Here is a 26,185-nt window from a genome sequence, read left to right on the forward strand (position 1 = left end):
CGCGAATCCATCGAACGCCTCTGGCGTCCTCCGGAATTCGCCCCGCAAGGGGAGAAGGGCTCTCTCGGGAAGCCGGTCCAATCCGTCCATCCCCGTCACACCCGGTAGTTCCGCACGGCCTCGACCAGCCCCTGGCCGAGGTTGTTCAGGTTGGCCGCCGCGCCTTCGAGCTGCCGGGTGCCGGCCGCCGTCTGGCTGCTCGCCTCGCGGATGTTCTGCAGCGCCTGGATCACCTGCTCCAGGCCGATCTGCTGCTGGTTGGTGCCGGCGACGATCTGCTGGAAGGCCAGCACGCTCTCCTGGATGTTCTCCGCCATCGTGCGGATGGTCGACTGGGTGCTGTCGGTCTGGCGCTTGCCAGCGGCGACGCGCTTGACCGCCTCCTCCGTCAGCATCACCGAGGCGTTGATGCCGTGCTGGATCTCGCTGAGGTTGGAGCGGACCTGGGCGGTCGCCTCCTTCGACTGGTCGGCGAGGCTCTTGATCTCGCCGGCCACGATGGAGAAGGTCCGGCCGTGCTCGCCGGCCGCCGCCGCCTCGATGGCGGCGTTCAGCGCCAGCAGGTGGCAGCGCTCGGCGATGTCGTTCACCGTCACGATGATCTCGCCGATGGCCTGGGTGCGCTCGGACAGCATGACGATGTTCTCGGCCACCGCCTCCGCCTGCTCGCGGATGGCGTCCATCGCCTGGATGGTGTCGTCGACCGCCTTCAGCCCCGAATGGCTGGAGACCGCCACCGACTGCGCGCCATGCGCCACGTCCTGGGCGCGGCGGTTGATCTGCGCGCCGGATTCCGTGATCTCCGACAGGGTCGCCGTGGTCTGCTCCACCGCCGCCAGCTGCTCCGACACGCTGGCCGACTGCTGCTGGGTCGAGGCGCGGATCTGGGCGGTGGCGGCGTGGACGCTCTCGGCGGTCTGGCGGGTGGTGCCGGCCATCGACTTCAGCCGCCCGGCCATCTCGTTCAGATGCTCGCCGAGGATGGCCAGCTCGTCGCGCCCGGCGATGGTCACCGAATTGGTCAGGTCGCCATGCCCGACCTTGGTGACGAAGTCGATCGCCTTGCCGAGCCGCTTGGTGATCGAGCCGCCGATCAGGTAGGCGACCAGCACCGCGATCAGGAACACCGACACCAGCGCGATGACCGACGCCTGGACGGCCGCGTTGTAGATGCTGCGGATCTCCTCGCGACCGGCCTCGGTCAGCCGGTCGATGACCGCCTGCGACTGCTCGATCCGGGCCTCCATGTTCTTGCGCAGCTCCTCCACCCGCGCGCGGTGCTGGAGCGCCTCGGTCACCTGGTTGCGTTCCAGCAGGCCGTAGATGAGGCGCGCCTCGTCGCCGACCATGGCGATGGCGCGCCCCATCTCGTTGGCGGCGCTGTCCAGCTCGACCCAGCGGCGGCGGCGGCTGTCGATGGAGGAAATGGTGGAGCGCTCGGCCACCATCGCCTTCAGCTTGCCCAGCGTGTCGCGCAGCCGGGCGCCGATCTCCTCGTAGCGCTGGCGCTGCGGCACCATCAGCGCCGGGATGTCGGCGGCCCGCCCCTCGGCGTTGGCGATGGCGACGGCGTTCAGCGCCGTCTCGCGGATGCTGCGCAGCTCGGCCTGGAGGGTGCCGATGGTGGTCACCTGCTCGGCGGCGTCGGTGTCGTAGCTCGACACCGCCATGATGACGCCCAGCGCGTCGGAGAAGCGGGCCATCTGGAACAGCGCCAGCATGGCCGACAGCACACAGATCAAGCCGAAGCCCAGGACCAGCTTGTGCGCGACTTTCAAGTTCATTCCACTCTCCGGCCCTAGGCCTTCACGAAGTCGAGAAGCGCCGTCATGTCGAGGATCGCCGTGCGGTCCCCGGTGATGGTCTTGATGAAGGCCCCGGCTTCCGGCGGGGCCTCCTGGCGGGGCGGGTCGATGTCGGCCGCCCGTTCCACACTCCCCACCCGCAGGGCGGCCGGACGCCCGGCGCCGGTGCGCAGGATGACGGCGTAGCCGCCGTCCTCGCCCTCCTGCGGCAGGGGCAGCGAGGCCGCGCCGCACAGCCGGTCGACGTCGAACAGCCGCATCACCTTGCCGCCCACCGCGATGACGCCCAGCATGGCCGGCGAGACCCCCGGCACGCGGGCCAGGCGCGGCAACGGCACGATGTGGGTCAGATGGCGCAGCTCCAGCCCGTAGAGCGTCGCCGCCCCGCGCGCCAGCAGCAGGGGCACCAGCGGGCGGGCCTGGCCCGCCGTGTCCGGGCGCTCCGCCAGCTCCTCGGCGCGGCGGTGCAGGATGGCGTCGGCCCAGGGGCCGCGTCCGGAAAAGGCCTCGTCCATCGCGGTGCTCTGCCGCGCCACCCGGTCGCGCACCACGTCCCAGTCGACGTCCACGCGCGGCTTCGCGATGCGGTCCCCCATCACGCCTCCTCACCCGACAGCCACAGATCCAGCATGCCGCACAGCTCCCGCACGGTCAGGCCGCCGCCCTGGGCGACCGGCTCGTCGTCGGGCCGTCCGGCCATGGCGTCGCGGGCGTTGCGGAAATGGCGCTGCGCCGGCCCCAGCCGGCCGCGCCGCCAATAGGCCAGCGCCAGATGATAGTCAGCCAGAACGAAGCCGGAGTCCAGGTAGAGCGCCCGCTTGAACGCCGCCACCGGATCGCCGACGCCCAGTTCCTCCTCCAGCAGGCCGAGCTGGTAATGGGCGGTGGGGTCGAGCCGGTTGGCCTCGATGCGGGCGAGGCAGACCTCCAGCGGCGAGGACTGCTCGGTCGCCGGCACGACCGCTTTCGGCGGCACCGGCGGCGGCGCGGCGGCCGGGACGGCGGCTGGGCGCGGGGCGGGCTTGGCCGGGACCGGGGCTGCCGCACGGGGGGGATCGACCGGCGGCAGCCACGCGCGGACCGGCGGCGGTGCCGGCTGCGGCGTCAGTTCCGCCTGCTTGCGGTACAGCGTCGCACCCGGCACCGAGACCGGCGTGAACAGCTCGTTCAACTGCTGGCCGGCCTCGGCGTGGCCGACCACCAGCCAGCCGCCGTCGGACAGCGCCTTGTGCAGGTCGCCGATCAGCCGGTGCCGCGTCATCTCGTCGAAATAGATCATGACGTTGCGGCACAGGATGATGTCGAACAGCCCGATCCCGTGCGGGTAGGAGGGAATCGCCCCTTCCACCAGGTTGAACGGCATGAAGCTCGTCCATTGCCGGTATTTCGGCTTCACCGACCACATCCGGTCGCGCCGGTCGAAGCAGGCGTCGAGCGTTTCCGGCGACAGGCCGCGCACCGCCCAGTCGCCGTACACCCCGCGCCGCGCCTGTTCGAGGAAGGCGTCGTTGATGTCGGTGCCGACGATGTGGACCTGCCAGCCGTCGAGCTGCTCGGCGAAGTGCTGCTTGAGCAGGATTTCCAGCGTGTAGGCTTCCGGCCCGATGGAGCAGCCGGCGCTCCAGATCCGCAGCAGGCGGGTCTTCTGGTTGCGCCGCAGGCATTCGGGGATCGCCACCGCCCGCAGCGCGTCGAACTGCTCGATGTAGCGGAAGAAGAAGGTCTCGCCGACCGTCAGCTCGTTGATCAGCCCCTGGTACTCGGCGCCACCCGGCCCCTCGGCCTCCAGCGCCGCGAGGTAGCCGCCGGCCGTCGTCACCCGCCCGAAGGGCAGGCGGCGGTTGATGCGCTCGGCGAAGGCGGCGTCCTTGTCGGCGTAATAGGCGAGCCCGGTGGCCGCGATCACCATCGCCTTCAGCCGGGGAAAGGCGGGATCGCGCTGGATCGTCTCGATGGGGGTCACGGGGCGCTGTCCTCCGGCGGAACCGCGTCCACGGACCATTGGTTGAGGCGCCGCTCCTCCGCGTCGCGGAAGGCGTCGAGCAGCCGCCCCTCCGCCGCGCTCAGCAGCCGGCCGGGGTCGAGCAGGGCGACGGTTCCGCCGGGTCCGGCGGCCGGATCGGCGAAGCCCGCGATGGCGCAACCGTTGAAGGACAACGCCGCCTCGGCCGGCAGCATGGCGTCCACCGGCACGGCCACATCGCCGTGGATGCGGTCCGCCAGCAGCGCCAGCGGGCGCCCCTGCCACGTCACCAGCATCAGCGGCGCGTAGAGCCCGGCCCCCTCCCCGCCGTCGAGGTCGAGAAGCGCCGACAGCCGCAGGACCGGAACGATCTCGCCGTGGTAGCGGAACACGCCCTCCACCGGCGGCGGGGCGGTCGGCAGCCGGTCGAGCTTGGGCAGGGGCAGGAACCGGCGCACGGAGTCCATCGGCAACGCCAGCGCACGGCCGGCGACCGAGAAGACAACGCAGCGCGACACCAGGGGCGCAGAGGCGGAGAGCGTGGCGAGTGGCGACATCCGTCCGTCGGTGTGTTGGGATCCGGCCGGGAACATGCCCCATCGCGACCAGGATGCGAACTACGCCAAAGGTTTGCGCCATAAGTCCTATGCCGTCGCCCGCACCGCTGCCGTCAAGGTCAAGCTCCAAAACGAACAATAGAATGCATTTTATGCAAATTGCTTCATGTCGCCGCAAGCGCGCAATCGAACGGAAAAGCGGGGTAACTTTTTCGCGCCAATTTTCGGTAACTATTTGGAAAGAAAATCGGCATCACAGTTGTTGCGTCGCAGCATCGACACCCTGACGTCTCTTTGGGAGGCCGCGATGACGATCGAGGACGCAACGGTGGCGGACAGCGCGGCGCGGTTGCTGTTCGCCCGCTACAGCCGGCAATCCCCGCGCTGGCAGGGCCTGTCCTGGGAATGCCTGCGCGAGGACACCCGCCGCCTGTTTCGCCGCGAGGCGGAGTGGGGACGACCGACGCAAGGCTGAGGACGCAGGACGGACGGTTTTCTCGCATCTCGGACGGGGGACACACCCATGAGCAAGCCAAGCACAAGCAACCCGGGCAACAACCTGTTCGACCTGTCGCGCGGCGTTCTCGAGGTGGCTTCCCAGAAAGTCACCCGGATCGAGGACATCACCCGCCGCATGAAGATGCTGGCGATGAACGCGCTGATCGAGGCGGCCCGCGCGGGCGACGACGGGCGCGGCTTCGCCGTGGTGGCGAACGAGGTCTCGGAGATCTCGACCCAGGTGAACGGCATCACCAAGGAGCTGCGGTCGGAGATCGTCGCCCGTGTCGACCACCTGACCACCACCGGCAGCGCCATGGTGCAGGAGATGCACGGCAAGCGGCTGGCCGACCTGTCCCTCAACATGATCGAGATCATCGACCGGAACCTTTACGAGCGGTCCTGCGACGTGCGCTGGTGGGCGACCGACAGCGCGGTGGTCGATTGCGCCGTCTCCCCCACCGAGGAGGCCCGCCGTTACGCCTCCCGCCGTCTGGGCGTGATCCTGGAATCCTACACCGTCTACCTCGACCTGTGGATCGCCGACGCCGGCGGCAAGATCATCGCCAACGGGCGTCCCGACCGCTACCGTTACGCCGTCGGCGCCAGCGTCGCCGACGAGCCTTGGTTCCGTCAGGCGATGGCGACGCGGGACGGCGGGGAGTTCACGGTGGGCGACGTGGCCCGCAACAACAAGCTGGACGACCGCGTGGTGGCGACCTACGCCACGGCGATCCGCCAGGGCGGCGAGGCCAACGGCGCACCGGTCGGCGTGCTCGGCATCTTCTTCGACTGGGAGCCGCAGGCGGCCGCCGTGGTCCAGGGCGTGCGGCTGGAGGAGAGCGAGCGCGAGCGCACCCGCTGCCTGCTGCTCGACGCCCGCCACCGGGTCATCGCCTCGTCGGACGGGCGCGGCATCCTGACGGAAAGCTTGGCCCTGAAGAAGGGGGCCGGGACCATGGGCCACTACACCGACGCGCAGGGCCGGCTGACGGGCTACGCGCTGACGCCGGGCTACGAGACCTACAAGGGGTTGGGCTGGTACGGGGCCATTGTCCAGAAACCCTGAAGGCCAGAAACCCTGAGGGCCGGAAACCCTGACGCGTCCTCAGTGCCGGACGGTCATGGCGTGGCCGTCGAACAGGCCGGCGCGCGCGCCGGCGTCGCGGCGGCCGACGGCCTCGATCAGGTCGCGGACCTCGTCCGTCAGCTCGTCGGCGTCCCAGCCATGGGCGTCGGCGCCGGCCACCACCAGCAGGCGCAGCGTGGTGCGCAGCAGCTCACCGGACTCCCAGCCCTGTGCGCGCTCGGTCTCGCGCATGGTCTGGAGCAGCGACGTCGCGAAGGCCAGGACATCCCGTTCGACGTTCATGGGGCGAGCTCCGCTTATTGGTTCGTGCGACCAACAATAATCCGGGGCGGCACCCGCCTGTCAAACGGAACTTTTTGGCGGTGCGGCATAGGCCCTAGGTCTTGGTCCCGGTCTCATCCTCCGCTGCCTCCAGCGGAGGCATGCGGGAGACGAAACGACCTTTGACGCCCTGGGGCCATTGCTTGAACGGAACGATTCCGTCGGTGGTGGCGGCGTAGGCCCGCAGATAGGCCGTCAGGGTTTCCACCGACGCGTCGTCGGGGGGCAGGTCGCCCAGCACGTAGCTCATCCGCCCGGCGGAGCGCACGGCGACGGCGCAGGCGCGGCGGCAGCTCATCAGGCAGCGCATGGGGCGGAGCCGCACCCGGGCGGCCAGTTCCGAATCCCCGGCCAGCGCGCGCTCCATCCGCTCGACCAGCACCGCGCCGGCGCGCGGCAGCGCCTCGGGCGGGTCGTCGGGCAGGCGGCAGGTTTCGCAGACGATAAGCTCGACGGGCATGGAACCGCTTCCGGAACGGGAGTCGCGGCACCGCCGTGGCGCCTCGGGCCGCCCAGTGCTAACGGCCCGCCCCCGCCGCTGTCAACCCGGCCCCTGGCAGAGCAAATGGAAGAGCCCCTCTCCCCTTGCGGGAGAGGGGTTGGGGTGAGGGGACGCAAACTTTCCGCCTGCGGCGGAATACCCCTCATCCCAACCCTTCTCCCGCAAGGGGAGAAGGGCTCTTCCAAAAGCCGAACGCTCTTTGCACCGTTCCCAACCCTCAACGGCCCTGCCCCCACAGCCCAATCCATGAATGGTTCGGCTTGCCAACGGCGCGCAAACTCCCGACGATGCGCCCCGGCGACCAACAGAACGGACGGGCCGACGGGCGGGCATGAGCGCAAGGCAGAGAATCGTTCGCGAACGCCGGCAGTACAACCAGCTCGCCGCCGACCAGACGCTGGAGGACTACGCGCTCCGCTACACCGCCGAGCGGGCGCGCCACTGGACGGCGGCGCGGGTCGCCAACACGGCGCTGGGCGCCATCTCCTTCCTCGCCTGCGAGGCCATCGGCGCGGCGGTGACGCTGACCTACGGCTTCGCCAACGCCATGGCGGCGATCCTGGCGGTCGGAATCCTCAACATCCTGGTCGGGCTGCCGATCACCCACCACGCGGCCCGGGCCGGGGTGGACATCGACCTGCTGGCGCGCGGCGCTGGCTTCGGCTATCTGGGCTCGACCATCACCTCGCTGGTCTACGCCTCCTTCACCTTCATCCTGTTCGCCATCGAGGCCAGCATCATGTCGGCCGGGCTGCAGCTGGTGCTGGGAATCCCGGCCTCGGTCGCCCACGTCATCAGCTCGCTGGCGGTGATCCCCATCGCGGTCTACGGCATCCGCGTCATCAGCCGGTTGCAGGTGGCGACCCAGCCGGTCTGGATCCTCCTCCAATGCCTGCCGCTGGCCACGGTGGCGCTGCTCGACCGCGCGACGCTGGCGGAGTGGATGGCGATTCCCGGCAGCATGGGCGCGCCGGACGGCGGGCTGGCGCTGCTGCCCTTCGGCATGGCGGCCTCGGTGCTGCTGTCGCTGCTGCCGCAGATCGGCGAGCAGGTCGACTACCTGCGCTTCCTGCCGCCCCAGGCGAAGATCGGCCGGGCGCGCTGGTGGACCGCGATGCTGGCCGGCGGCCCCGGCTGGGTGCTGATCGGCAGCCTGAAGCTGGTGGCCGGCTCGCTGCTCGCCTTCCTGGCGATGAGGCACGGGCTGTCGGCCGAAGAGGCGGCGCAGCCGACGCGGATGTACCATCTGGCCTTCCTCGACCTGTTCGGGTCGCCCGGCCTCGCCCTGGCGCTGACCGGGATCTTCGTGGTCGTCTGCCAGCTCAAGATCAACGTGACCAACGCCTACGCGGGCTCCATCGCGTGGTCGAACTTCTTCTCGCGCCTGACCCGCAGCCACCCCGGCCGCGTCGTCTGGCTGGTGTTCAACGTGCTGCTGGCGCTGCTGCTGATGGAGATCGGCATCCTCGGCGTCATCGAGAGCATCCTCGGCCTCTACGCCAACGTCGCGGTCGGCTGGCTGGGGGCGGTCGCCGCCGACCTCGCCATCAACAAGCGGCTGGGATTCAGCCCGCCCCACATCGAGTTCAAGCGCGCCCATCTCTACGACATCAACCCGGTCGGCGTCGGCGCCATGGGGCTGTCGGTGCTGTGCTCCACCACCGCCTTCTTCGGGCTGCTGGGACCGGTGGCCCAGGCGCTGGCCCCCTTCCTCGGGCTGGCGGTCGCCGTCACCGCCGCCCCGCTGATCGCCTGGAGGACTCAAGGTCGCTACTACCTCGCCCGCTCCCCCGCCGGGCTGCCGGAGGGCAAGGCCGAGATCCGCTGCTGCATCTGCGAGAATCTGTTCGAGCGCCCCGACATGGCCCATTGCCCGGCCTACGACGCGCCGATCTGCTCGCTGTGCTGCACGCTGGAAGCGCGCTGCCACGATTTGTGCAAGAAGGACAGCCGCTTCGCCGACCAGATCGCGCGCTTCCTGCAAGGGATCCTGCCCGGCCGGATGGGCGCCGGGGTCCACACCCGCACCGGTCATTTCGTCGGCGTGATGACCCTGTTCACCCTGGTGCTGGGCGGCGTGCTGCTGGTCATCGACTTCCAGTACGCCAACGCCGAGGAGGCCCAGCGCGCGGCCATCCACACGGCGCTGTTCGCCGTCTTCGTCTGCCTGTTCATCGTGTCGGGCGTCGCCGCCTGGCTGCTGGTGCTGGCCCATGAGAGCCGCCGCAAGGCGGAGGAGGAGACCGGCCGCCAGACCGCCATGCTGATGGACGAGATCGCCGCCCACGAGCGCACCGACGCCGCCCTGCAAAAGGCCAAGGAGGTCGCCGAGGCCGCCAACGCCGCCAAGAGCCGCTACATCATCGGCGTCAGCCACGAGATCCGCGCGCCGCTGAACGCGATCTCCGGCTACGCCCAGCTGATGGAGCGCAACGCCACCGAGCGCCCGCAGGACGCCGTCCGCGTCATCCGCCGCAGCGCCGAGCATCTGTCGAACCTGATCGACGGGCTGCTCGACATCTCGAAGATCGAATCCGGCTTGCGCCGCCTCAGCCGCGACAAGATCCAGCTCATCGAGTTCCTCGACCAGCTCGCCGACATGTTCCGCATCCAGGCCGCCGCCAAGGGGCTGGAGTTCCGCTACGCCCGCGTGCCGCATCTGCCGGTCTACGTCCACACCGACAGCAAGATTCTGCGCCAGATCCTGATCAACCTGCTGTCCAACGCGGTGAAGTACACCGAGACCGGCCACGTCACCCTGACGGTGCGCTACCGCAGCCAGACCGCCGAGCTGGAGATCGCCGACACCGGCATCGGCATCCGCCCGGAGGACATCGACCGCGTGTTCGAACCCTTCGAGCGCGGGCACGGCAGCGCCGTGCGGGCGGTGGCCGGCACCGGGCTGGGGCTGACCATCACCCGGCTGCTCACCCGCATCATGGGCGGCGACATCGCGGTGCGCAGCGTGCTGGGCCAGGGCAGCGCCTTCACCGTGCGGCTGCTGCTGTCCGAGGCGATGCACAAGCCGGGCGAACCGGCCGAGCGGCGCGCCGTCAGCGGCTACGCCGGGCCGCCGATCACCGTGCTGATGGCCGACGACGACCGCGACCATCTGGCGCTGATGACCGACATCCTGCGCCCGCTGGGCTTCGTCCTGTTCACCGCGTCGGACGCGGCGAGCTGCCTGGCGCTGGCGGCGCAGTGCAAGCCGGACCTCGCGATGCTGGACATCTCCATGCCGGGCGAGAGCGGTTGGGACGTGGCCGAATCGCTGCGCCGGATGTTCGAGGACCGCATCCGCATCCTGATGGTCTCGGCCAACGCCTACGAGGCGCAGGGGCCGGGCGACGGCCGGGCGCCGCACGACGCCTTCGTCGCCAAGCCCATCGAGATCCACGCCCTGCTCGACCGCATCCAGGCGCTGACCGGGCTGGAATGGATCCACGCCGCCGACCCGCCGCCAGCGCCCTCCCCCGAGCCCTCGATTGCTCCGGCCACGGTTCCGCCCGCCCCTCCCCCGCCGCCGGCCGCGTCCCTGGAGCCCGCCCCGCCGAAATCGGCGCTGCGGCACATCGACGACCTGCGCCAACTGGGCCGGATCGGTTACATTCGGGGGATCGAAGCCAAGCTGCGCGAGATCGAGGCGGAGGACGCGGACGCCCTCCCCTTCGTCGAGCGGCTGCGCGCCCTGCTGCGCGCCTTCGACCTGAAAGGCTACATGAGGGCGCTGGACGGGGTCGCGAGCGCCACGCTCCCAGGCGATGGAACCCCGAGCGATGGGATCTGAGACGATGAAACGCCGCGACATGATCCTGGTGGTGGACGACAACCCCGACACGCTGGGATTCCTGACAGAGGCCATCGAGCGCGCCGACCTGACGGTGCTGGTCGCGGTGGACGGCGAGAGCGCGCTGGAGCTGCTGGGCCAGATCACCCCCGACCTGATCCTGATGGACGCCGTGATGCCGGGGCTCGACGGCTTCGAGACCTGCCGGCGGCTCAAGCAGGTCCCCCACCTGTCGCACCTGCCCGTCGTCTTCATGACCGGCCTCAGCGAGACCGAGCATGTGGTGCGCGGGCTGGAGGCCGGCGGGGTCGACTACGTCACCAAGCCCATCGTGGTGGACGAGCTGATCGCCCGCATCCGCGTCCACCTGAACAACGCGCGGGTGTCCTACGCCGCCCGCGCGGCGCTGGACGCCACCGGCCGCTTCCTGCTGGCGACCGACGGCGAGGGGCGGCTCCTGTGGTGCACCCCGCAGGCCGAGCGGCTGCTGACCGGCCTGCTGCCCGGCGCCGACGGGCGGACCCCGCCGCTGGCCGCGACGCTGGCCGAGGGGTTGACCCGCCTGCGCCAGACCCCGCCCGTGGCCAGCGCCGGGGTGGGCGAGGTGTTCCCGCTGGAGATCCCGGACGGCGACGGGGTCCGCCGGCTGGATTTCTCCTACCTCAGCCCGGCCAACCCCGACGAATACCTCTACCGCCTCAGCGAACCCACCGCCGGCCGGCAGGAGGCCATCCTGCGCGACGCGCTGGGCCTGACCGCGCGCGAGGCGGAGGTGCTGCTGTGGATCGCCAACGGCAAGGCGAACCGCGACATCGGCGAGATCCTCGGCATCAGCCCGCGCACCGTGAACAAGCACCTGGAGCAGGTCTTCGCCAAGCTGGGCGTGGAGAACCGCGCCTCGGCGGCGGCGCTGGCGATCCGCGCGCTGGCCGCGCGGGGGTAACCTGCCGCCTACACCGCCACCGACCGGGTCGCGATGATGTGGCTCATGACGCAGGTCATCACCGTCTCGCCGCGCTGGTTCACCGTGGCGTAGGCCAGCCGCACGGTTCCCCGGTCGCCGCGCCGCGACGCCCTGGTCTCGGCGACCTCGGCGCGCACGCGGATGGTGTCGCCGGGGCGCACCGGCGCCAGCCAGCGCAGCTCGTCCATGCCCGACCCGCCCAGGCTGGTCCCGGTGATGACCCCGGTGTCGCGCAGCAAGCGGAAGGTCAGCGACAGGGTGTGGAAGCCGCTGGCGATCAGCCCCTGGAACGGCCCGTCCGCCGCCGCGACCACGTCGATGTGGAAGGGCTGCGGGTCGAAGCGCTGGGCGAAATCCATGATCTGGCTGTCGGTCAGGGTCGCCCCCTCCGACTCGATCACGTCGCCGACGCGGAAATCCTCGAAGTAACGTCCGGTCATGCTCGGAGTCCTTTTCCCTGGGGTCGTCCTCAGCCTTCCGACAGCTCCGGATTCAGCTGGATCAGCACCTTGTCGATGCGGCGGCCGTCCATATCGACGACCTCGAAGCGGACGCCGTTCCAATGGAAATGCTCCGCCGCCGTCGGCACATGGCCGAAGCGGTCGAGCAGGAAGCCGGCCAGCGTGTGGAAGTCGCCCTCGCCCTTCATGTTCTTCATGCCGACCAGCGCCTCGACCTCCTCGATCGGGGTCATGCCGTCGACCAGCCAGCTTCCGTCCTCGCGCTGGACGGCCGAGGCGTCGCCCTCGTGGCCGTGCTCGGGCAACTCGCCGGCGATGGCCTCCAGGATGTCGGTCATCGTCACGATGCCCTCGACGCTGCCGTACTCGTCCACCACCACCGCCATGTGGACGCTGGCCTGCTTGAACAGGTCGAGCAGCCGCAGGACCGGGGTGCCGTCATGGACCACCAGCGGCTCCGACAGGGCGGAGCGCAGGTCGAAGGGCAGCCCGTTCAGCGACTGGTCGAGCAGCGCCTTGGCCGAGACGATGCCCTGCAGCTCGTCCACGTCGCCGCTGCACACCGGAAAGCGCGAATAGCCGCTGTCGCGGATCTCGCGCCCGACCGCCTCGGCCAGGTCGCCGACGTCCAGCCAGATCAGGTCCGGGCGCGGCGTCATGATCGACCGCACGCTGCGGTCGGCCAGATGCAGCACGCCCTCGATCATCTGGCGTTCCGCCGGATCGAACACGCCGGTCTGGGTGCCTTCCTTGATGAGGGTCTTGACCTCCTCCTCCGTCACCGTCTGCTCGCGGCTGGTCGGAACGCGCAGCAGCCTCAGCATGGTGTCGGTGGACACGCCGAGCAGCCAGACGACCGGGGCGGCGATGCGCGACAGCGCGCGCATCGGGCCGGCGACGAAGGCGGCGATGCGCTCGGCGTCGACCAGCGCCACCCGCTTGGGCACCAGCTCGCCGATGATCAGCGACAGGTAGGTGATCGCCGCGACGACCAGCGCGAAGGCCGCCGGCTGCCCGTAGGGCGCGATCCACGGCACCTCGTTGAGAAGCCCGCCGAAGCGTTCGGCCAGCGTGGCGCCGCCATAGGCGCCGGCGACGATGCCGGTGACGCTGATGCCGACCTGGACGGTGGACAGGAAGCGGCTCGGATCCTCGGACAGCTCCAGCGCGGCGCGGGCGCCCCTTCCCCCCTTGCCCTCGGCCATCTGCTGGAGCCGGGCGCGGCGCGCCGACACCAGCGCCATTTCCGACATGGCGAAAAAGGCGTTGAGCAGAACAAGCAGGAAGATGACCAGCAATTCCCAGATCATGGCGTCATGCCCGAAGGGCGCTCCCTCAGCCGAAAAGTTGATGCCAGACCATGGTCGCGCCCTGCTCCAGACCCAGCAGGACGGCGGCCATGATGGCGATTGCGAGAAGACCGGCGATCAGGCCGGCGAGGACGAAGGCGCCGTCGCGCTCGATCAGCCCCAGCGCGATCAGCGCGATGGCGAAGGCGGGCGGCTGGTTGCCGAACACGATGGGCAGCGCCAGGATCACGGCCAGCACCACAACCGCCAGCCCCAGCAGCCGTTCCGCCGTGGGTCCGGCCAGTTGCGGCAGGCGTTCGCGCAGATGGCGCTCCACCCGCTCCGCCCAGGGCTTGGCCCGGCGCATCACCGACAGGAAGGCGTCGCGGTCGAGGGTCACCGCCGCCATGCGGCGCGGCAGCCAGGGGCCGGCCCGCCCGGCGGCCATCTGGGCGCCGATCAGGATCATCGGCACGCCCGTCGCGGTGGACAGGCCGGGCACCGGCAGGATGTTGGGAATCGACAGGATCAGCAGCAGCGCGCCGAAGGCGCGGTCGCCCAGCAGCGCCATGATGGCGCCCAGCGTGATGCGCGGGTCGTGGTCGCGCGTCAGGAACTCGTTCAGAAGGTCGGAAGCGCGCGCGCGGCCGGGGGGCCGGTCGGCACCGCCGGTGCCGGAGGACCCCGGAGGTCGATCTTTGCTCACGGCGATCCCCGGCGCCGCAAAGGCGGGCGGAGAGGACCGTGCGACGGAGAATGCGGACCCATGGACCTTTCGCGACGCAGCGGCAACGGGATCCCTTCTACAGGATGCCAGGGCCGGGCGCCAGCGCCGGTTGAGGTCATCGACCGTTTGGGTGATCTTTCGGATGATGGGGCGGGTCATCGGCCGGGCTGCCACCCGGCGGATGGCGGCGCCCGCAACGCGTCATCCCCGTTTCTGCATGGCGAATTCCAGCCGCTTGACCAGGTCGGCCTTCGACACCGGCTTCACCAGATAGCCGGAGACGCCGTAGGCGATGGCGCGCTTGACCACCTCGGCCTCGCGGTGGCTGGTCAGCACCACCACCGGCAGATCGGCCAGCGGGTTGCCGGTGGCCGTGCGCAGGGCGTGCAGCAGGTCCAGCCCGCCCATGCGCGGCATCTCCAGGTCGCAGATCGCGATGTCCACGTCCTCGCCGCTCTTGCGCAGGATGTCCAGGGCCTGGACGCCGTCGGCCGCCTCGAACACCACCCGCACCTTGATGTCGTGCAGCAGACGGGAGATCAGCTTGCGCGTGAAATCGTCGTCCTCGATCAGCAGCACGCCCAGATCGTGGACCGACCGGATCCGGCGGCCCTCGCCGCCCGCCTCGAACGCCATTCCGCCCCCCGCGCGATGTTGTGGCCACCGGAAAAGGGTGTCCGACCGTCCCGGTCTTGGCAAGGCATCCCTGCACCGGCATCGACAAAATGGCGTTTCCGGGAGGGGCCTCCGGGAAACCCCCACCACCCCAGGCAGTGGAAAAGCACCGGGCGACGGTGGCTTTCGCGACCGCGAGACCATATTCTGGGACACAGCCGCCACCGCACACAGGCCCGCACCCTTGTCCGATTTCTCCCCGACCGACGCGCGCGACGACGACCCCGCACCGGCCGCGCTGGCCGGCATGCTGGCCGCCGTGGTCGAATCGACGGGGGCCGGCATCGCGGTCGCCGACCCGACCCTGCCCGACACGCCGCTGGTCTACTGCAACCGGGCGTTCCTGGAGATGACCGGCTACGGCAGGGACGAGGTCATCGGCCGCAACGCCCGGTTCCTCCAGGATCCCGACACCGACCCGGCGGCGATGGCGGAGCTGCGGGCGGCGATGGCCGAGGGGCGCCCGGCCTCGGTCGAGCTGCTGAACCGCCGCAAGGACGGCGCGACCTTCTGGAACGCCCTGGTCCTGCGCCCGATCTTCGGACCGGACGGACGGGTGCGCTGGTTCGCCGGATCCTGCTCCGACGTCACGCGCAGCCACCGTTCCGAGCGCGAGCTGCGCGACGCCCAGGAGCAGCTGACCAAGCTCGCCGCCGAGACCTTCGCCTTGGCCGAGGATCTGGACCGTGCCCGCGAGGAGGCCGACGAGGCCCGCATCGTCGCCGAGAACGCCAGCCGGGCCAAATCCCGCTTCCTGGCGATGATGAGCCACGAGCTGCGCACGCCGATGACCGCCGTGATCGGCATGGGCGACCTGCTGATGGGCACCGACCTCAGCGACCAGCAGGCGACCCTCGTCAAGACCCTGCGCTCGTCGGCCGACACGCTGCTGAGCATCCTGAACGACGTGCTGGACTTCTCCAAGATCGAGGCGGGCCAGCTCAGGCTGGAGGCGATCGACTTCTCCCTGCACCGGCTGGTCGACGACGTGGTGCAGCTCTTCCTGGTCCGCGCCGCCGCCAAGGGGCTGACCCTGACCGCCTCGATCGCCGAGGACACGCCGCGCCATGTGCGCGGCGACCCGACCCGGCTGCGGCAGGTGCTGTTCAACCTGGTCTCCAACGCCATCAAGTTCACCGACCGGGGCGGCGTCGAGATCGCCGTCTGGTCGCCCGACTCCCCCGCCCCCGGCCCCACCGCTGGCGCCGATCCCGCGACCGGAGACGCGCTCCCCATCGCCCTGCGCTTCGAGGTGGAGGACAGCGGCATCGGCATGACCGAGGAGCAGCGCGCCCGCCTGTTCGGCGCCTTCGTCCAGGCCGACGTGTCGACCAGCCGGAAATACGGCGGAACCGGGCTGGGGCTGGCGATCTGCAAGCGGCTGGTCGAGGCGATGGGCGGCGACATCGCGGTGACCAGCTCCCCCGGCCGCGGCTCCCTCTTCCGCTTCACGATCCAGACCCTGCCGGCGGAAGCCTCGCCGATGGCCGAGCTGGCGGCCCGGCCGCCCGCCCCGGTCCCGCGCCACGAGGAGCCGCTGGCCGCGCCGGTGACGCTGCGCCTGCTGCTGGCTGAGGACAACGACATCAACCGCATGCTGATCACCGCCATGCTGACCCGCATCGGCCACCGCGTCGACGCGGTGGTGGACGGCCGGGCGGCGGTGGAGGCGGTGCGCGACTCCGACTACGACGTGATCCTGATGGACATGGAGATGCCGGTGCTCGACGGCCGTTCCGCCGCGCGGGCGATCCGCCGGATGATCGGACCGGCCTCCCGGATTCCCATCGTCGGCCTGTCCGCCGACGCCCTGCCGGAGCACCGCGACGGCCACCTCGCCGCCGGGCTCGACGCCTACCTGACCAAGCCGGTCGATTGGGAGCATCTGAACGCGGTCATCACCGATCTGGGGACCCGCCCGCGCGACGGCCGCCCGGTCCCCATCCCCAGCCGCCCGGCCCCGGAGAGCGAGGGCTTCGCCCGCCTGCCCCTGATCGACCGGATCAAGCAGGCCGAGCTGCGGCTGGCGCTGGGCGGGGAAAGCCTGGACGGCATGCTGCAGATGCTGCCGGACACCGCGCTGCGGGAACTGACGGCCATCCGCTCCGCCGTGCGGGGCGCCCGTCCGCACGAGGTCAAGCAGGCGGCGCACACGCTGGCCGGTCTGGCCGCGAATTTCGGGACGCCGCGCATGGCCGCCATCGCCCAGGCGATGAACGACCACCACACCGACTCCGAACGGATCGCGGCCCTGCTGCCGCTGCTGGAGGAGGCGGTGGAGGCAACCAGCCGTCTGGTGCGCAACCCGGACGGCGACGCCTGAGGCGGTGACCCGTTCGCCCACGTTGTTCCGCCCGCCGGGGATCTGCTAGAGGAAGGGCATGTCAAAACGCCGTGGCGGGTCGCCCCGCATTTCCCATCCCGACCAGTTCGACCTGCTCGACGTGCCCGAGGCGACGGCGGTCCTGCTGACCTATTCCGGCCGCACGGTCGATCTCGAACGGCCCGATTTCAGCCAGTTCGACATCGAGGACATCGCCCGGCCGCTGGCCTACCAGTGCCGGTTCGTCGGCAACACGCAACGTTTCTTCAGCGTGGCCCAGCACTGCGTCCTGGCCGCGAAGCTGGCGCCGGAGGGCTACGCCTATGACGCGCTGATGCACGACAGCGAGGAGGCCTTCACCGGCGACTGGCCGACGCCCTGGAAGGCCCGCATCGGCCGCGACGTCATCCATGCGGCGATCGATCCGATCAAGCGGGCCCTGGCCGAACGCTTCGGCTTCCGCCATCCGGAGCCGAAACCCGTCAAGATCGCCGACCAGCGGGCGCTGGCGACCGAACTGCGCGACCTGTGCGCGCCGCACCGCGTCAACTGGCGCGACCTGCCGGCGGCGGACGACACCCCCATCGAGCCGCTCGGCCCGGAGGAGGCGCTGGCCGACTTCCTCGCCCACTACCGGGCGCTCAGACCGGCGACCTGAAAAGCTCAGGCCTGGCTTGCCGTGCTCTGCGCGCCGCGCCGCCCGCGTCCGCGCCCGGTGGCGACCGGAACCGTGGTCGGCACGCCGGCCGCCTCGGCGGCTTCCGATTGCTCGGCGCAGCGTTCGGCCAGCTCGCGGATGGCCCCGCGCACCTGCGGGTCGCGGATGCTCTGGTAATAGCGCGCCAGCATCAGCGCCTCGCGCGAGCGCAAGGTGTTGTCGGAGTCGTCGCTGCGCACGACCTGCGCCTCGGCCTCCTCCGTCGCCGGACGGCTTTCCAGCCCCTCGAAGAAGACCGACACCGGCACCCGGAAGAACTGCCCGAGCTTGAACAGCCGGCTGGACGAGACTCGGTTGAAGCCCCGCTCGTACTTCTGCAACTGCTGGAAGGTGAGGCCCAACGCCGAGGCGACGTCGCTCTGGCTCAGCCCCGCCAGCATGCGCAATTCGCGCAAGCGCTGCCCGACGAAAACATCGACGTCGTTCAGCCCTTCCTTCTTTTCGCGGCCACGCTTTTTCATGGCGTTTCCCCTTCGGTTAAGTGGAAGCCTGCCGTCGCATCGGTCCTCGGAAGCAAGGGAAGCCATCCCATAGCCAATCGATTTGGTCAGGTGCGGGCATGGATTGCAACTCAGCTATGACACCGACTCCATGATGTCAACCGCGGCTGACACGTTTACTCCGTTTGGACGAGCGTATTTTGACGATATCTGGCCGATGGTCATGGCCGTTCTGTTGCATTCGTATGCGTTTGATCTCGCGTGCGGCACCAAGGACGGATTGCCCCTCCACCGCGTCACGCCCGTGACCCTGCGGTGACAGACCGGCAACATTTGTGGGACACTAGGCATATTTTGCCGGGCACTGGGCAAAAGCTGCCGCCGATTAACCGTCTCTTCATCAAGACGACGCAGCATGAGCCATTGATCCAAGACTCGGCGTGGAATTTGCAAAACATCCCTTCGCAATTGCGGAACGGATGGCTGGAGCAAGGATGCCGGGGCAGAACCCGATCGGGGACGGCGCGTGAACAACCTGTTGCAGACCCTGCGCAATCTCGGCCCCGCACGCCTCGCGGCGATCGGCGGCGTCGGCCTTTTGCTGATCGGATTCTTCATCTATCTGACCACGCGCCTCTCCAACCCGGAGATGGAGCTTCTCTACGCCGAACTTCAGCCGACCGAGGCCGCGGCCATCGCCAAGAGCCTGGAAGCGTCCAAGATCCCCTTCACGGTGGACAAGACCGGCACGAAGATCACCGTGCCCGCCGATCAGGTCGGCCCGGTCCGCATGAAGATGGCGGCGCAGGGGCTGCCGTCCGGCGGGTCGGTCGGCTACGAGCTGTTCGACAAGTCCGAAGGCTTCGGCGCCACCAGCTTCATGCAGAACATCAACCACCTGCGCGCGCTCGAAGGCGAGATGGCGCGCACGGTGCAGACCCTCAACGGCGTGCAGAACGCGCGCGTCCACCTCGTCCTGCCCAAGCGCGAGCTGTTCGCCCGCCAGCAGAACCCGGCCACCGCCAGCGTCTTCCTCAAGCTGCGCCCCGGCGCCCAGCTCTCTCGCGAGAACATCCAGGCGATCCAGCAGTTGATCGCCGCCTCGGTGCCGAACCTGGAGCCCGGCCGCATCTCCATCGTCGACGACAAGGGCAAGCTGCTGGCGCGCGGCACCGGCAGCGACACCCCCGACGCCATGATGGCCAACGCCGAGGAGAAGAAGCAGGCCTACGAGACGCGGCTGGCCCGCGTGGTCGAGGATCTGCTGGGCCGCACGCTGGGCTACGGCAAGGTCCGGGCGGAGATCTCGGCCGACCTCGACTTCGACCGCATCACCACCAACTCCGAGATCTTCGATCCGGAAAGCCAGGTCGTCCGCTCGACCCAGACGGTCAACGAATCCAACGACAGCAGCGACCGCGATCCGCTGGCCCCGGTCACCGTGGACCAGAACCTGCCGACCGCCCAGTCCGGCAACGGGTCCGGCCCGCTGTCCTCGACCAAGTCGAACCGCGCCGAAGAGACGATCAACTACGAGATCACCAAGACCGTCAAATCCCACGTCCGCGAATCCGGCCAGGTCCGCCGCCTGTCGGTCGCGGTGCTGGTCGACGGCACCTACCAGCTCTCCAAGGAGAATCCCCCCGCCTACCAGCCGCGCACCGAGCAGGAGATCGAGAGCATCAAGGCGCTCGTCCGCTCGGCCGTGGGGCTGGACCAGGTGCGCGGCGACACGCTGGAAGTCATCAACATGCGCTTCTGGTCGCCCGACGACGACGTCCAGAAGCCCGAGGAGCTGTTCATGGGCCTCGCCAAGGACGACGTGTTCCGCATCGCGGAGATGGTCGTGCTGGGCATCGTCGCCGTGCTCATCATCCTGCTGGTCATCCGCCCCCTGATTTCCCGCGCCTTCGAAAAGGCCGAGATGCAGGAGGAGGATGAGATGGATCGCCTGTTGACGGATCAGGCGGGCATGCCGGCCGCGCTCGCCGCGCCCACCGGCGCGCTGGCCCAGGATCTGGCGCTGGAGGCCGCCCAGGCCGACGAGGAACTGGAACAGATGATCGACATCAACCGCGTCGAGGGCCGCGTCCGTGCGTCCTCGCTGCGCAAAGTGGGCGAAATCGTCGACAAGCATCCGGAAGAGGCGGTCTCCATCCTGCGCAACTGGTTGTATCAGGAGACGTGAGACATGCACGCCGCCCGTCCTGATCCCCGGAGCCCCCGGCCATGAGCGTCCGCAAGTTCCTGTTCGACGAATCCTTCGACGTGGACGCCGTCCCGCGCATGACGCACGCCGGCGACGACGATTTCCTGCCGGAACCGGAGATCCAGCCCGAGCCCGAACCCGAATTGCCGCCCCCGCCCCCCGCGCCGACCTTCGGCGAGGCGGAGCTCGCGGCGGCGCGTGCCCAGGGCCACGCCGAGGGCTTCGCCGCCGGCAAGTCGGAGGGCACCTCGGCCGGCTACGGCAAGGGCTTCGGCGACGGGATGGTGTCCGGTCAGACCACCGGCTACGACCGCGCCAAGGCCGAGATCGAGGCGACCGTCAACGCCCGCATCGCCAACGCGCTGGACCAGCTCGGCAACGGGGTCGCCCATCTGCTGGCGCAGAGCGAGGCGGCCAACGCCATGCGCGGCGACCAGCCGGTTCACCTCGCCCTTGCCATCGTCCGCAAACTGATGCCCGAATGGGCGCGGCGCGGCGGCATGGTGGAGGTCGAGGGAATGGTCCGCGCCTGCCTGACCGACCTGATCGACGAGCCCCGGCTGATCGTGCGCGTCGCCGACGGCACCATGGATCTGGTGCGCGAGCATCTGGACGCGGTGGTCGCCTCGCGCGGCTTCGGGGCCAAGCTGATGGTGGTCGGCGATCCGACCATCGCGCCCGGCGGCTGCCGGATCGAATGGGCCGACGGCGGCATGGAACGCGACACCGCCCAGTTGATGTCCGAGATCGAGCAGCGCGCCGCGCGCCTGCTGGAGGCTCCGTCCGCCGTCTAAGGACGGACGCGGATGGAAACATGGAGGTTTGAGACCATATGCCGAGCGACAACTTTTCGCTGAACGATCTGAACGCCGGCGACGGCGACGATTACGGCAGCGCCGGCGTCGCCAAGGATCTGGAGGCCGTCTACGACATCCCGGTCCAGATCTCGGCCGTGCTGGGCAAATCGACCATGCAGGTGGCGCAGCTTCTCAAGCTGGGCCGCGGCGCGGTGGTGGAGCTGGACCGCAAGGTCGGCGAGGCCATCGACATCTACGTGAACAACCGGCTCGTCGCCCGCGGCGAGGTGGTGGTGGTGGAGGACCGGCTGGGCGTGACCATGACGGAAATCATCAAGTCGGACCGGGGCTGATGGCCAGCACCGACACGTCCGGCTCCCAAGGCGGCGCGCGGGGCAACCCGCGCGGCCGCCCGCCCTCCCCCGGCCCGACGGCGCCGGGGCGCAGCGTCCGGCTGCGCGGCGGGCTGGACGTGGCGACGCTGGTCGGGCTGGCGGCGGCGGCGGGGGTGATCCTGGTCGCCATCACGGCGGGGGGCAGTCTGCGCGCCTTCGTCGACCCGCCCTCGCTGATGATCGTGCTGGGCGGCACGCTGGCGGTGACGACGGCGTCCTTCTCGCTGGGCGACGTGGCGGTCGCCTGGAAGCACGCGGCCGCCGTGCTGATCCACCAGACGCTCGACCCCAAGGGCGTCGCCCGCCAGGTCCTGCTGCTGGCCGAGGCCGCGCGCCGCGCCGGGCCGGAGACCCTGAAGAACGTCCTGCCCGAGCTGCGCAGCGAACCCTTCCTGCACCGCAGCGTCACCCTGATCACCGAGGGTCTGCCGCCCGACGTGATCGAGCGCATGCTGGCCGGCCAGGTCGAGGCCTCGGCCGGCGTCCACGGCAAGAGCGCCGGCGTGCTGCGCCGCGCCTCGGAGGTCGCGCCGGCCATGGGCCTGATCGGCACGCTGGTGGGCCTCGTGCAGATGCTGGGCAGCCTGAACGACCCCTCGGCCATCGGCCCGGCCATGGCGCTGGCGCTGCTGACGACCTTCTACGGGGCGGTGCTCGGCAACGTCGTCCTCGCCCCGCTGGCCGCGAAGGTGGAGCGGGCGGCGGAGGACGACGCGCTGGTCAAGACCCTCTACACCATCGGCGCCGTTTCCATCGCGCGCCAAGAAAATCCGCGGCGTCTGGAGATGCTCCTGAACGCCGTTCTGCCGCCTGGAAAGCGGATCCAGTATTTCGACCGGGAAGCCCCGAGCGTGGGAGCGTAAGGCTATGCGTTTGCTGATCGTTGGAACGTTGGAAGGCTACATCACCGCCGCCGGCAAGATCGCCATGAAGCGCGGGGCCAAGGTGTCGCACACCGACAGCATCGAGGGGGCGCTGAACGCGCTGCGGGCCGCCGCCGGCGCCGATCTGGTGATGATCGACGTCAAGCTCGACATCGCCACCTTCATCGACAGCCTGAAGGCCGAACGGATCACCATCCCGGTGGTCGCCTGCGGCATCGGCACCGACGCCGCCGCCGCCGTGCGGGCGATCCGGGCCGGCGCCAAGGAATACCTGCCGCTGCCCCCCAACGCCGAGCTGATCGCCGCGGTGCTGGAGGCGGTGGCCGAGGAAAGCCACTCCATCGTCTGCTCCGATCCCGCGATGATCGCGACGCTGCGGCTGGCCGATCAGGTGGCGCCCAGCGACGCCTCGGTGATGATCACCGGCGAGAGCGGCACCGGCAAGGAGCTGATGGCCCGCTACATCCACCGCAAGAGCCGCCGCTCGGGCGAGCCCTTCGTCGCGGTGAACTGCGCCGCCATCCCGGAGAACCTGCTGGAATCGGAGCTGTTCGGCCACGAGAAGGGCGCCTTCACCGGTGCCGTGGCAAGGCGTCTCGGCAAGTTCGAGGAGGCCAACAACGGCACCCTCCTGCTCGACGAGTTGTCGGAGATGCACCCGCGCCTCCAGGCCAAGCTGCTGCGCGCGATCCAGGAGAAGGAGATCGACCGCATCGGCTCGGCCCAGCCGGTCAAGATCAACGTCCGCATCCTGGCGACCTCCAACCGCAACCTGGAGTCCGAGGTGCGGTCGGGCAACTTCCGCGAGGATCTGTACTTCCGCCTCAACGTCTTCGCGGTCGCCATCCCGGCGCTCCGCGAGCGCCCGGCCGACATCCCGATGATCGCCGAGCATTTCCTGAAGAAATACGCCGACGCCAACGGGCTGGGCGACAAGACCCTGACCGACGACGCGATGCTCATGCTGCGCGCCCACCACTGGCGCGGCAACGTGCGCGAGCTGGAAAACACCATGCACCGCGCCGTCCTGCTGTCGAGGGGCGAGGAGGTCGGGCCGGAAGCGATCATGCTGACCAGCCAGATGCTGGCCCCGGAGGGCGGCGGCCAATCCTCGATCCCGGCCAACTCGCCGGTCGCCAACCCCTTCGCCGGCCCCGGCGGCACGGTCCCGGCAGCGCCCTACGCCCCGCATCCGGGCGCCCAGCCGCCGCTGGTCGTCGCCCCGCCGACGGCCCTGCCGACCAGCTACGGGCCCAAGGGCACCAAGGGCGGCGCCCCCTATGGCGGGGGCGGCGGCACCACGACGCTCCAGGGGCTGATCGGCCGCACCGTGGCCGACGTCGAGCGCGACCTGATCCTGGAGACGCTGACCCATTGCCTGGGCAACCGCACCCACGCCGCCAACATCCTGGGCATCTCGATCCGCACGCTGCGCAACAAGCTCAAGCAGTACGGCGACGAGGGCAGCCCCGTCCCGGCGCCCGGCGAGGGCGGCGAGCAGCGGGCCTCGGCGTGACGACGGCTGATCGCGGCACCGGCTGAACGGCGGAACCACTCATGGCCCTGACGGAGCACAACCCAGGCGGCGGCCCGCGCGGCGGCGCGAGCGGCAACATGGCCGCCTTCGGCGAGATGTTCACCGTCATCAAGACGTCGCTGAAGCGCGGCGACGTGGTGATGGCGATCGGCATCCTGATCGTCGTCGTCGGGCTGATCATGCCGCTGCCGGCGGTCATGCTCGACCTGATGCTGGGCATGAACATCACCATCTCGATCCTGATCCTGATGGTGGTGCTGTTCATTGAGAAGCCGCTCCAGCTCTCGTCCTACCCGACGATCCTGCTGATCACGACGCTGCTGCGCCTGTCCTTGAACATGGCCTCCACGCGCCTGATCCTGACCCAGGGCCACGAGGGCACGTCGGCCGCCGGGCACGTCATCGAGGCCTTCGCCAGCCTGGTGATGGGCGGCGACTTCGTCATCGGCGTGATCATCTACGCCATTCTGACCATCGTGAACTTCAAGGTCATCACCGCCGGCTCGGGCCGCATCGCCGAAGTGGCGGCGCGCTTCACACTCGACGCCATGCCCGGCAAGCAGATGGCCATCGACGCCGACCTCTCGGCCGGCATGATCGACGAGGGCACCGCGCGCGCGCGCCGCAAGGAGCTGGAGGACGAAAGCGCCTTCTTCGGCTCGATGGACGGCGCGTCGAAGTTCGTGAAGGGCGACGCGGTCGCCGGCCTGATGATCATGTTCATCAACATCATCGGCGGCGTCACCATCGCGGTGCTGCGCCACGACATGCCGGTGCTGTCGGCGCTCGACACCTTCACCAAGCTGACCATCGGCGACGGTCTCGTCTCGCAGATCCCGGCGCTGGTCATCTCGATCTCCGCCGGCTTCCTGGTGTCGAAGGCCGGCATGGGCGGCTCGACCGACAAGGCGGTCGTCGGCCAGCTCACCGGCCACAGCCAGGCGCTGGCGCTGGCGGCGGGCGCCGTCGGCGTGCTGGCCCTGCTGCCCGGCATGCCGATGCTGACGCTGCTGCCGGTCGTCGCCATCGTCGGCGGCGCCGCCTGGTACCTGCCCCGGCTCCAGGCCAAGAAGGAGCAGGCCGAAGCCGAGGCGGCGGCGGCCGAGGCGGCGGCGTCGGGCCCGGGCGGCCTCGGCCCCAGCGGCGCCCAGATGGCCGACGAGCCGATCGCCACCGCGCTGGCCATCGACCTGATCCGGCTGGAGCTGGGCTACGGCCTGCTGTCGCTGATCAACCAGCCCCAGGCCGGCAGCCACCGGCTGACCGACCAGATCAAGGGGCTGCGCCGGCAGATCGCCGGCGAGGTCGGCTTCGTCATGCCCGCCGTCCGCATCCAGGACAACCTCCAGCTTCCGCCCAACACCTACATCATCCGCGTCAAGGAGATCGAGGCCGGGCGCGGCGACATCCGGCCCAACATGCTGCTGGTGATGGACCCGCGCGGCGACGCCATGAGCCTGCCCGGCGAGCAGACGGTGGAGCCGACCTTCGGCCTGCCCGCCATCTGGATCGAGCCCGGCTACCGCGAGGAGGCCTTGTTCAAGGGCTACACCGTGGTCGACCCCTCGACCGTGGTGACCACCCACCTGACCGAGCTGATCAAGGACAACATGCCCGAGCTGCTGTCCTTCACCGAGACGCAGAAGCTGCTGGACGAGACCGACAAGGAACACCAGAAGCTGATCGCCGATGTGGTGCCGAATCAGATCACTGTGGGCGGATTGCAACGGGTGTTGCAGAATCTCCTTGCCGAACGCGTCTCGATCCGGGATCTTCCAACGATCCTGGAAGGGATATCGGAGGCGGCCAGTCAGACGCGCAGCATCACCCAGATCACCGAGCATGTGCGGTCCCGCCTTGCCCGGCAGATTTGCGACACGAACACGAACGAGATGGGCTTCATCCCGCTCGTCACCCTGTCTCCCGACTGGGAGCAGGCGTTCGCGGAATCGCTGGTGGGGGATGGCGACGACCGGCAATTGACGATGGCCCCCTCCCGCCTGCAGCAGTTCATCACCTCCGTCCGTCAAACCTTCGAGCGACACGCCATGATGGGCGAGACCCCCGTCCTTCTGACCAGCCCGCTGATCCGGCCCTTCGTCCGCTCCATCGTCGAGCGGTTCCGGCCGGCGACCGTGGTGATGTCGCAGAACGAGATCCACCCCAAGGCGCGGATCAAGACGCTGGGGCAGATCTGACGATGCGCGCCCGCTTCCTCCTCCATCCGCCTGACCGTGGGAGGC

At 69.8% G+C, this 26,185-nt stretch carries 23 protein-coding genes; 12 read left to right on the forward strand and 11 right to left on the reverse strand.

The window, feature by feature from the left end; genetic code table 11:
* Positions 1–95 precede the first annotated feature (95 nt).
* Genes EJ913_RS23440 through EJ913_RS23455 form a run of 4 tightly spaced genes read right to left on the reverse strand, consistent with a single transcriptional unit; the run spans position 96 to position 4,325 of the window.
* A complete protein-coding gene (locus EJ913_RS23440; protein WP_127002452.1) occupies positions 96–1,784 on the reverse strand; it encodes a methyl-accepting chemotaxis protein in 1,689 nt (562 codons plus the stop codon).
* 14 nt (positions 1,785–1,798) lie between these two features.
* A complete protein-coding gene (locus EJ913_RS23445; RefSeq protein ID WP_127002454.1) occupies positions 1,799–2,401 on the reverse strand; it encodes a chemotaxis protein CheW in 603 nt (200 codons plus the stop codon).
* Positions 2,401–3,768, reverse strand: coding sequence for a CheR family methyltransferase (locus EJ913_RS23450; RefSeq protein ID WP_244939471.1), 1,368 nt, complete (start codon positions 3,766–3,768; stop codon positions 2,401–2,403). The genes EJ913_RS23445 and EJ913_RS23450 overlap by 1 nt, the downstream gene beginning before the upstream one ends.
* Positions 3,765–4,325, reverse strand: coding sequence for a chemotaxis protein CheW (locus EJ913_RS23455; protein ID WP_238521915.1), 561 nt, complete (start codon positions 4,323–4,325; stop codon positions 3,765–3,767). The genes EJ913_RS23450 and EJ913_RS23455 overlap by 4 nt, the downstream gene beginning before the upstream one ends.
* A 307-nt stretch (positions 4,326–4,632) precedes the next feature.
* Here EJ913_RS23455 and EJ913_RS31830 point away from each other — a divergent pair, with 307 nt between their 5' ends.
* The gene (locus EJ913_RS31830) at positions 4,633–4,800 is read left to right on the forward strand and encodes a hypothetical protein (RefSeq protein WP_185909905.1); all 168 of its coding nucleotides are present in this window, start codon (positions 4,633–4,635) and stop codon (positions 4,798–4,800) included.
* Positions 4,801–4,848: 48 nt separating this feature from the next.
* Positions 4,849–5,892 carry a methyl-accepting chemotaxis protein gene (locus tag EJ913_RS23460; protein WP_127002460.1) on the forward strand — a complete coding sequence of 348 codons (1,044 nt, stop codon included), beginning with the start codon at positions 4,849–4,851 and terminating at the stop codon, positions 5,890–5,892.
* A gap of 39 nt (positions 5,893–5,931) precedes the next feature.
* Here EJ913_RS23460 and EJ913_RS23470 read toward each other — a convergent pair whose 3' ends face one another.
* Positions 5,932–6,195, reverse strand: a complete 264-nt coding sequence (locus EJ913_RS23470; RefSeq protein ID WP_185909906.1) for a hypothetical protein — start codon at positions 6,193–6,195, stop codon at positions 5,932–5,934.
* 94 nt (positions 6,196–6,289) lie between these two features.
* Positions 6,290–6,694 (reverse strand): DUF1636 domain-containing protein, encoded by a 405-nt coding sequence (locus EJ913_RS23475; RefSeq protein WP_127002462.1) that lies wholly within the window; start codon positions 6,692–6,694, stop codon positions 6,290–6,292.
* A 373-nt stretch (positions 6,695–7,067) separates the two neighbouring features.
* On the opposite strand from EJ913_RS23475, the gene EJ913_RS23480 reads away from it, so the two are divergent.
* Together EJ913_RS23480 and EJ913_RS23485 are read left to right on the forward strand one after the other, a co-directional pair.
* Entirely contained in the window at positions 7,068–10,523 is a 3,456-nt protein-coding gene (locus tag EJ913_RS23480; protein WP_127002464.1) for a hybrid sensor histidine kinase/response regulator, read from the forward strand.
* A 4-nt stretch (positions 10,524–10,527) separates the two neighbouring features.
* Positions 10,528–11,466, forward strand: a complete 939-nt coding sequence (locus EJ913_RS23485) for a response regulator transcription factor (RefSeq protein ID WP_127002466.1) — start codon at positions 10,528–10,530, stop codon at positions 11,464–11,466.
* Positions 11,467–11,474: 8 nt separating this feature from the next.
* On the opposite strand, the gene EJ913_RS23490 is transcribed toward EJ913_RS23485, so the two are convergent.
* From EJ913_RS23490 to EJ913_RS23505, 4 genes are all read right to left on the reverse strand, one after another.
* Positions 11,475–11,927, reverse strand: a complete 453-nt coding sequence (locus EJ913_RS23490) for a MaoC family dehydratase (protein WP_127002468.1) — start codon at positions 11,925–11,927, stop codon at positions 11,475–11,477.
* 29 nt (positions 11,928–11,956) lie between these two features.
* The gene (locus EJ913_RS23495; RefSeq protein WP_127002470.1) at positions 11,957–13,258 is read right to left on the reverse strand and encodes a hemolysin family protein; all 1,302 of its coding nucleotides are present in this window, start codon (positions 13,256–13,258) and stop codon (positions 11,957–11,959) included.
* A gap of 25 nt (positions 13,259–13,283) precedes the next feature.
* The gene (locus EJ913_RS23500) at positions 13,284–13,943 is read right to left on the reverse strand and encodes an exopolysaccharide biosynthesis protein (protein WP_127002472.1); all 660 of its coding nucleotides are present in this window, start codon (positions 13,941–13,943) and stop codon (positions 13,284–13,286) included.
* Between the two features lie 222 nt (positions 13,944–14,165).
* Positions 14,166–14,600 carry a response regulator gene (locus tag EJ913_RS23505; RefSeq protein ID WP_127002474.1) on the reverse strand — a complete coding sequence of 145 codons (435 nt, stop codon included), beginning with the start codon at positions 14,598–14,600 and terminating at the stop codon, positions 14,166–14,168.
* A gap of 223 nt (positions 14,601–14,823) precedes the next feature.
* On the opposite strand from EJ913_RS23505, the gene EJ913_RS23510 reads away from it, so the two are divergent.
* On the forward strand, positions 14,824–16,962 hold the full coding sequence (locus tag EJ913_RS23510) for an ATP-binding protein (RefSeq protein ID WP_244939472.1): 2,139 nt from the start codon (positions 14,824–14,826) through the stop codon (positions 16,960–16,962).
* A gap of 58 nt (positions 16,963–17,020) precedes the next feature.
* Positions 17,021–17,620, forward strand: coding sequence for a transcriptional regulator (locus EJ913_RS23515; RefSeq protein WP_127002476.1), 600 nt, complete (start codon positions 17,021–17,023; stop codon positions 17,618–17,620).
* 5 nt (positions 17,621–17,625) lie between these two features.
* Here EJ913_RS23515 and EJ913_RS23520 read toward each other — a convergent pair whose 3' ends face one another.
* Entirely contained in the window at positions 17,626–18,141 is a 516-nt protein-coding gene (locus EJ913_RS23520) for a helix-turn-helix domain-containing protein (protein WP_127002478.1), read from the reverse strand.
* A gap of 505 nt (positions 18,142–18,646) precedes the next feature.
* Here EJ913_RS23520 and fliF point away from each other — a divergent pair.
* Genes fliF through flhA form a run of 6 tightly spaced genes read left to right on the forward strand, consistent with a single transcriptional unit; the run spans position 18,647 to position 26,140 of the window.
* Entirely contained in the window at positions 18,647–20,308 is a 1,662-nt protein-coding gene (gene fliF, locus EJ913_RS23525) for a flagellar basal-body MS-ring/collar protein FliF (protein ID WP_127002480.1), read from the forward strand.
* A 41-nt stretch (positions 20,309–20,349) separates the two neighbouring features.
* Complete coding sequence (locus EJ913_RS23530) at positions 20,350–21,123, forward strand: FliH/SctL family protein (protein ID WP_127002482.1); 774 nt, start codon at positions 20,350–20,352, stop codon at positions 21,121–21,123.
* Positions 21,124–21,161: 38 nt separating this feature from the next.
* On the forward strand, positions 21,162–21,479 hold the full coding sequence (gene fliN / locus EJ913_RS23535) for a flagellar motor switch protein FliN (protein ID WP_127002484.1): 318 nt from the start codon (positions 21,162–21,164) through the stop codon (positions 21,477–21,479).
* On the forward strand, positions 21,479–22,384 hold the full coding sequence (locus tag EJ913_RS23540) for a motility protein A (protein WP_238521920.1): 906 nt from the start codon (positions 21,479–21,481) through the stop codon (positions 22,382–22,384). Before fliN ends, EJ913_RS23540 begins: the two co-directional genes overlap by 1 nt.
* A 4-nt stretch (positions 22,385–22,388) precedes the next feature.
* Positions 22,389–23,921, forward strand: coding sequence for a sigma-54-dependent transcriptional regulator (locus EJ913_RS23545; protein ID WP_127002486.1), 1,533 nt, complete (start codon positions 22,389–22,391; stop codon positions 23,919–23,921).
* A 41-nt stretch (positions 23,922–23,962) separates the two neighbouring features.
* Positions 23,963–26,140 carry a flagellar biosynthesis protein FlhA gene (gene flhA, locus EJ913_RS23550; RefSeq protein WP_127002488.1) on the forward strand — a complete coding sequence of 726 codons (2,178 nt, stop codon included), beginning with the start codon at positions 23,963–23,965 and terminating at the stop codon, positions 26,138–26,140.
* Positions 26,141–26,185 lie beyond the last annotated feature (45 nt).

It is taken from the genome of Azospirillum doebereinerae (genome assembly GCF_003989665.1).
GTDB classification, from domain to species: domain Bacteria; phylum Pseudomonadota; class Alphaproteobacteria; order Azospirillales; family Azospirillaceae; genus Azospirillum; species Azospirillum doebereinerae.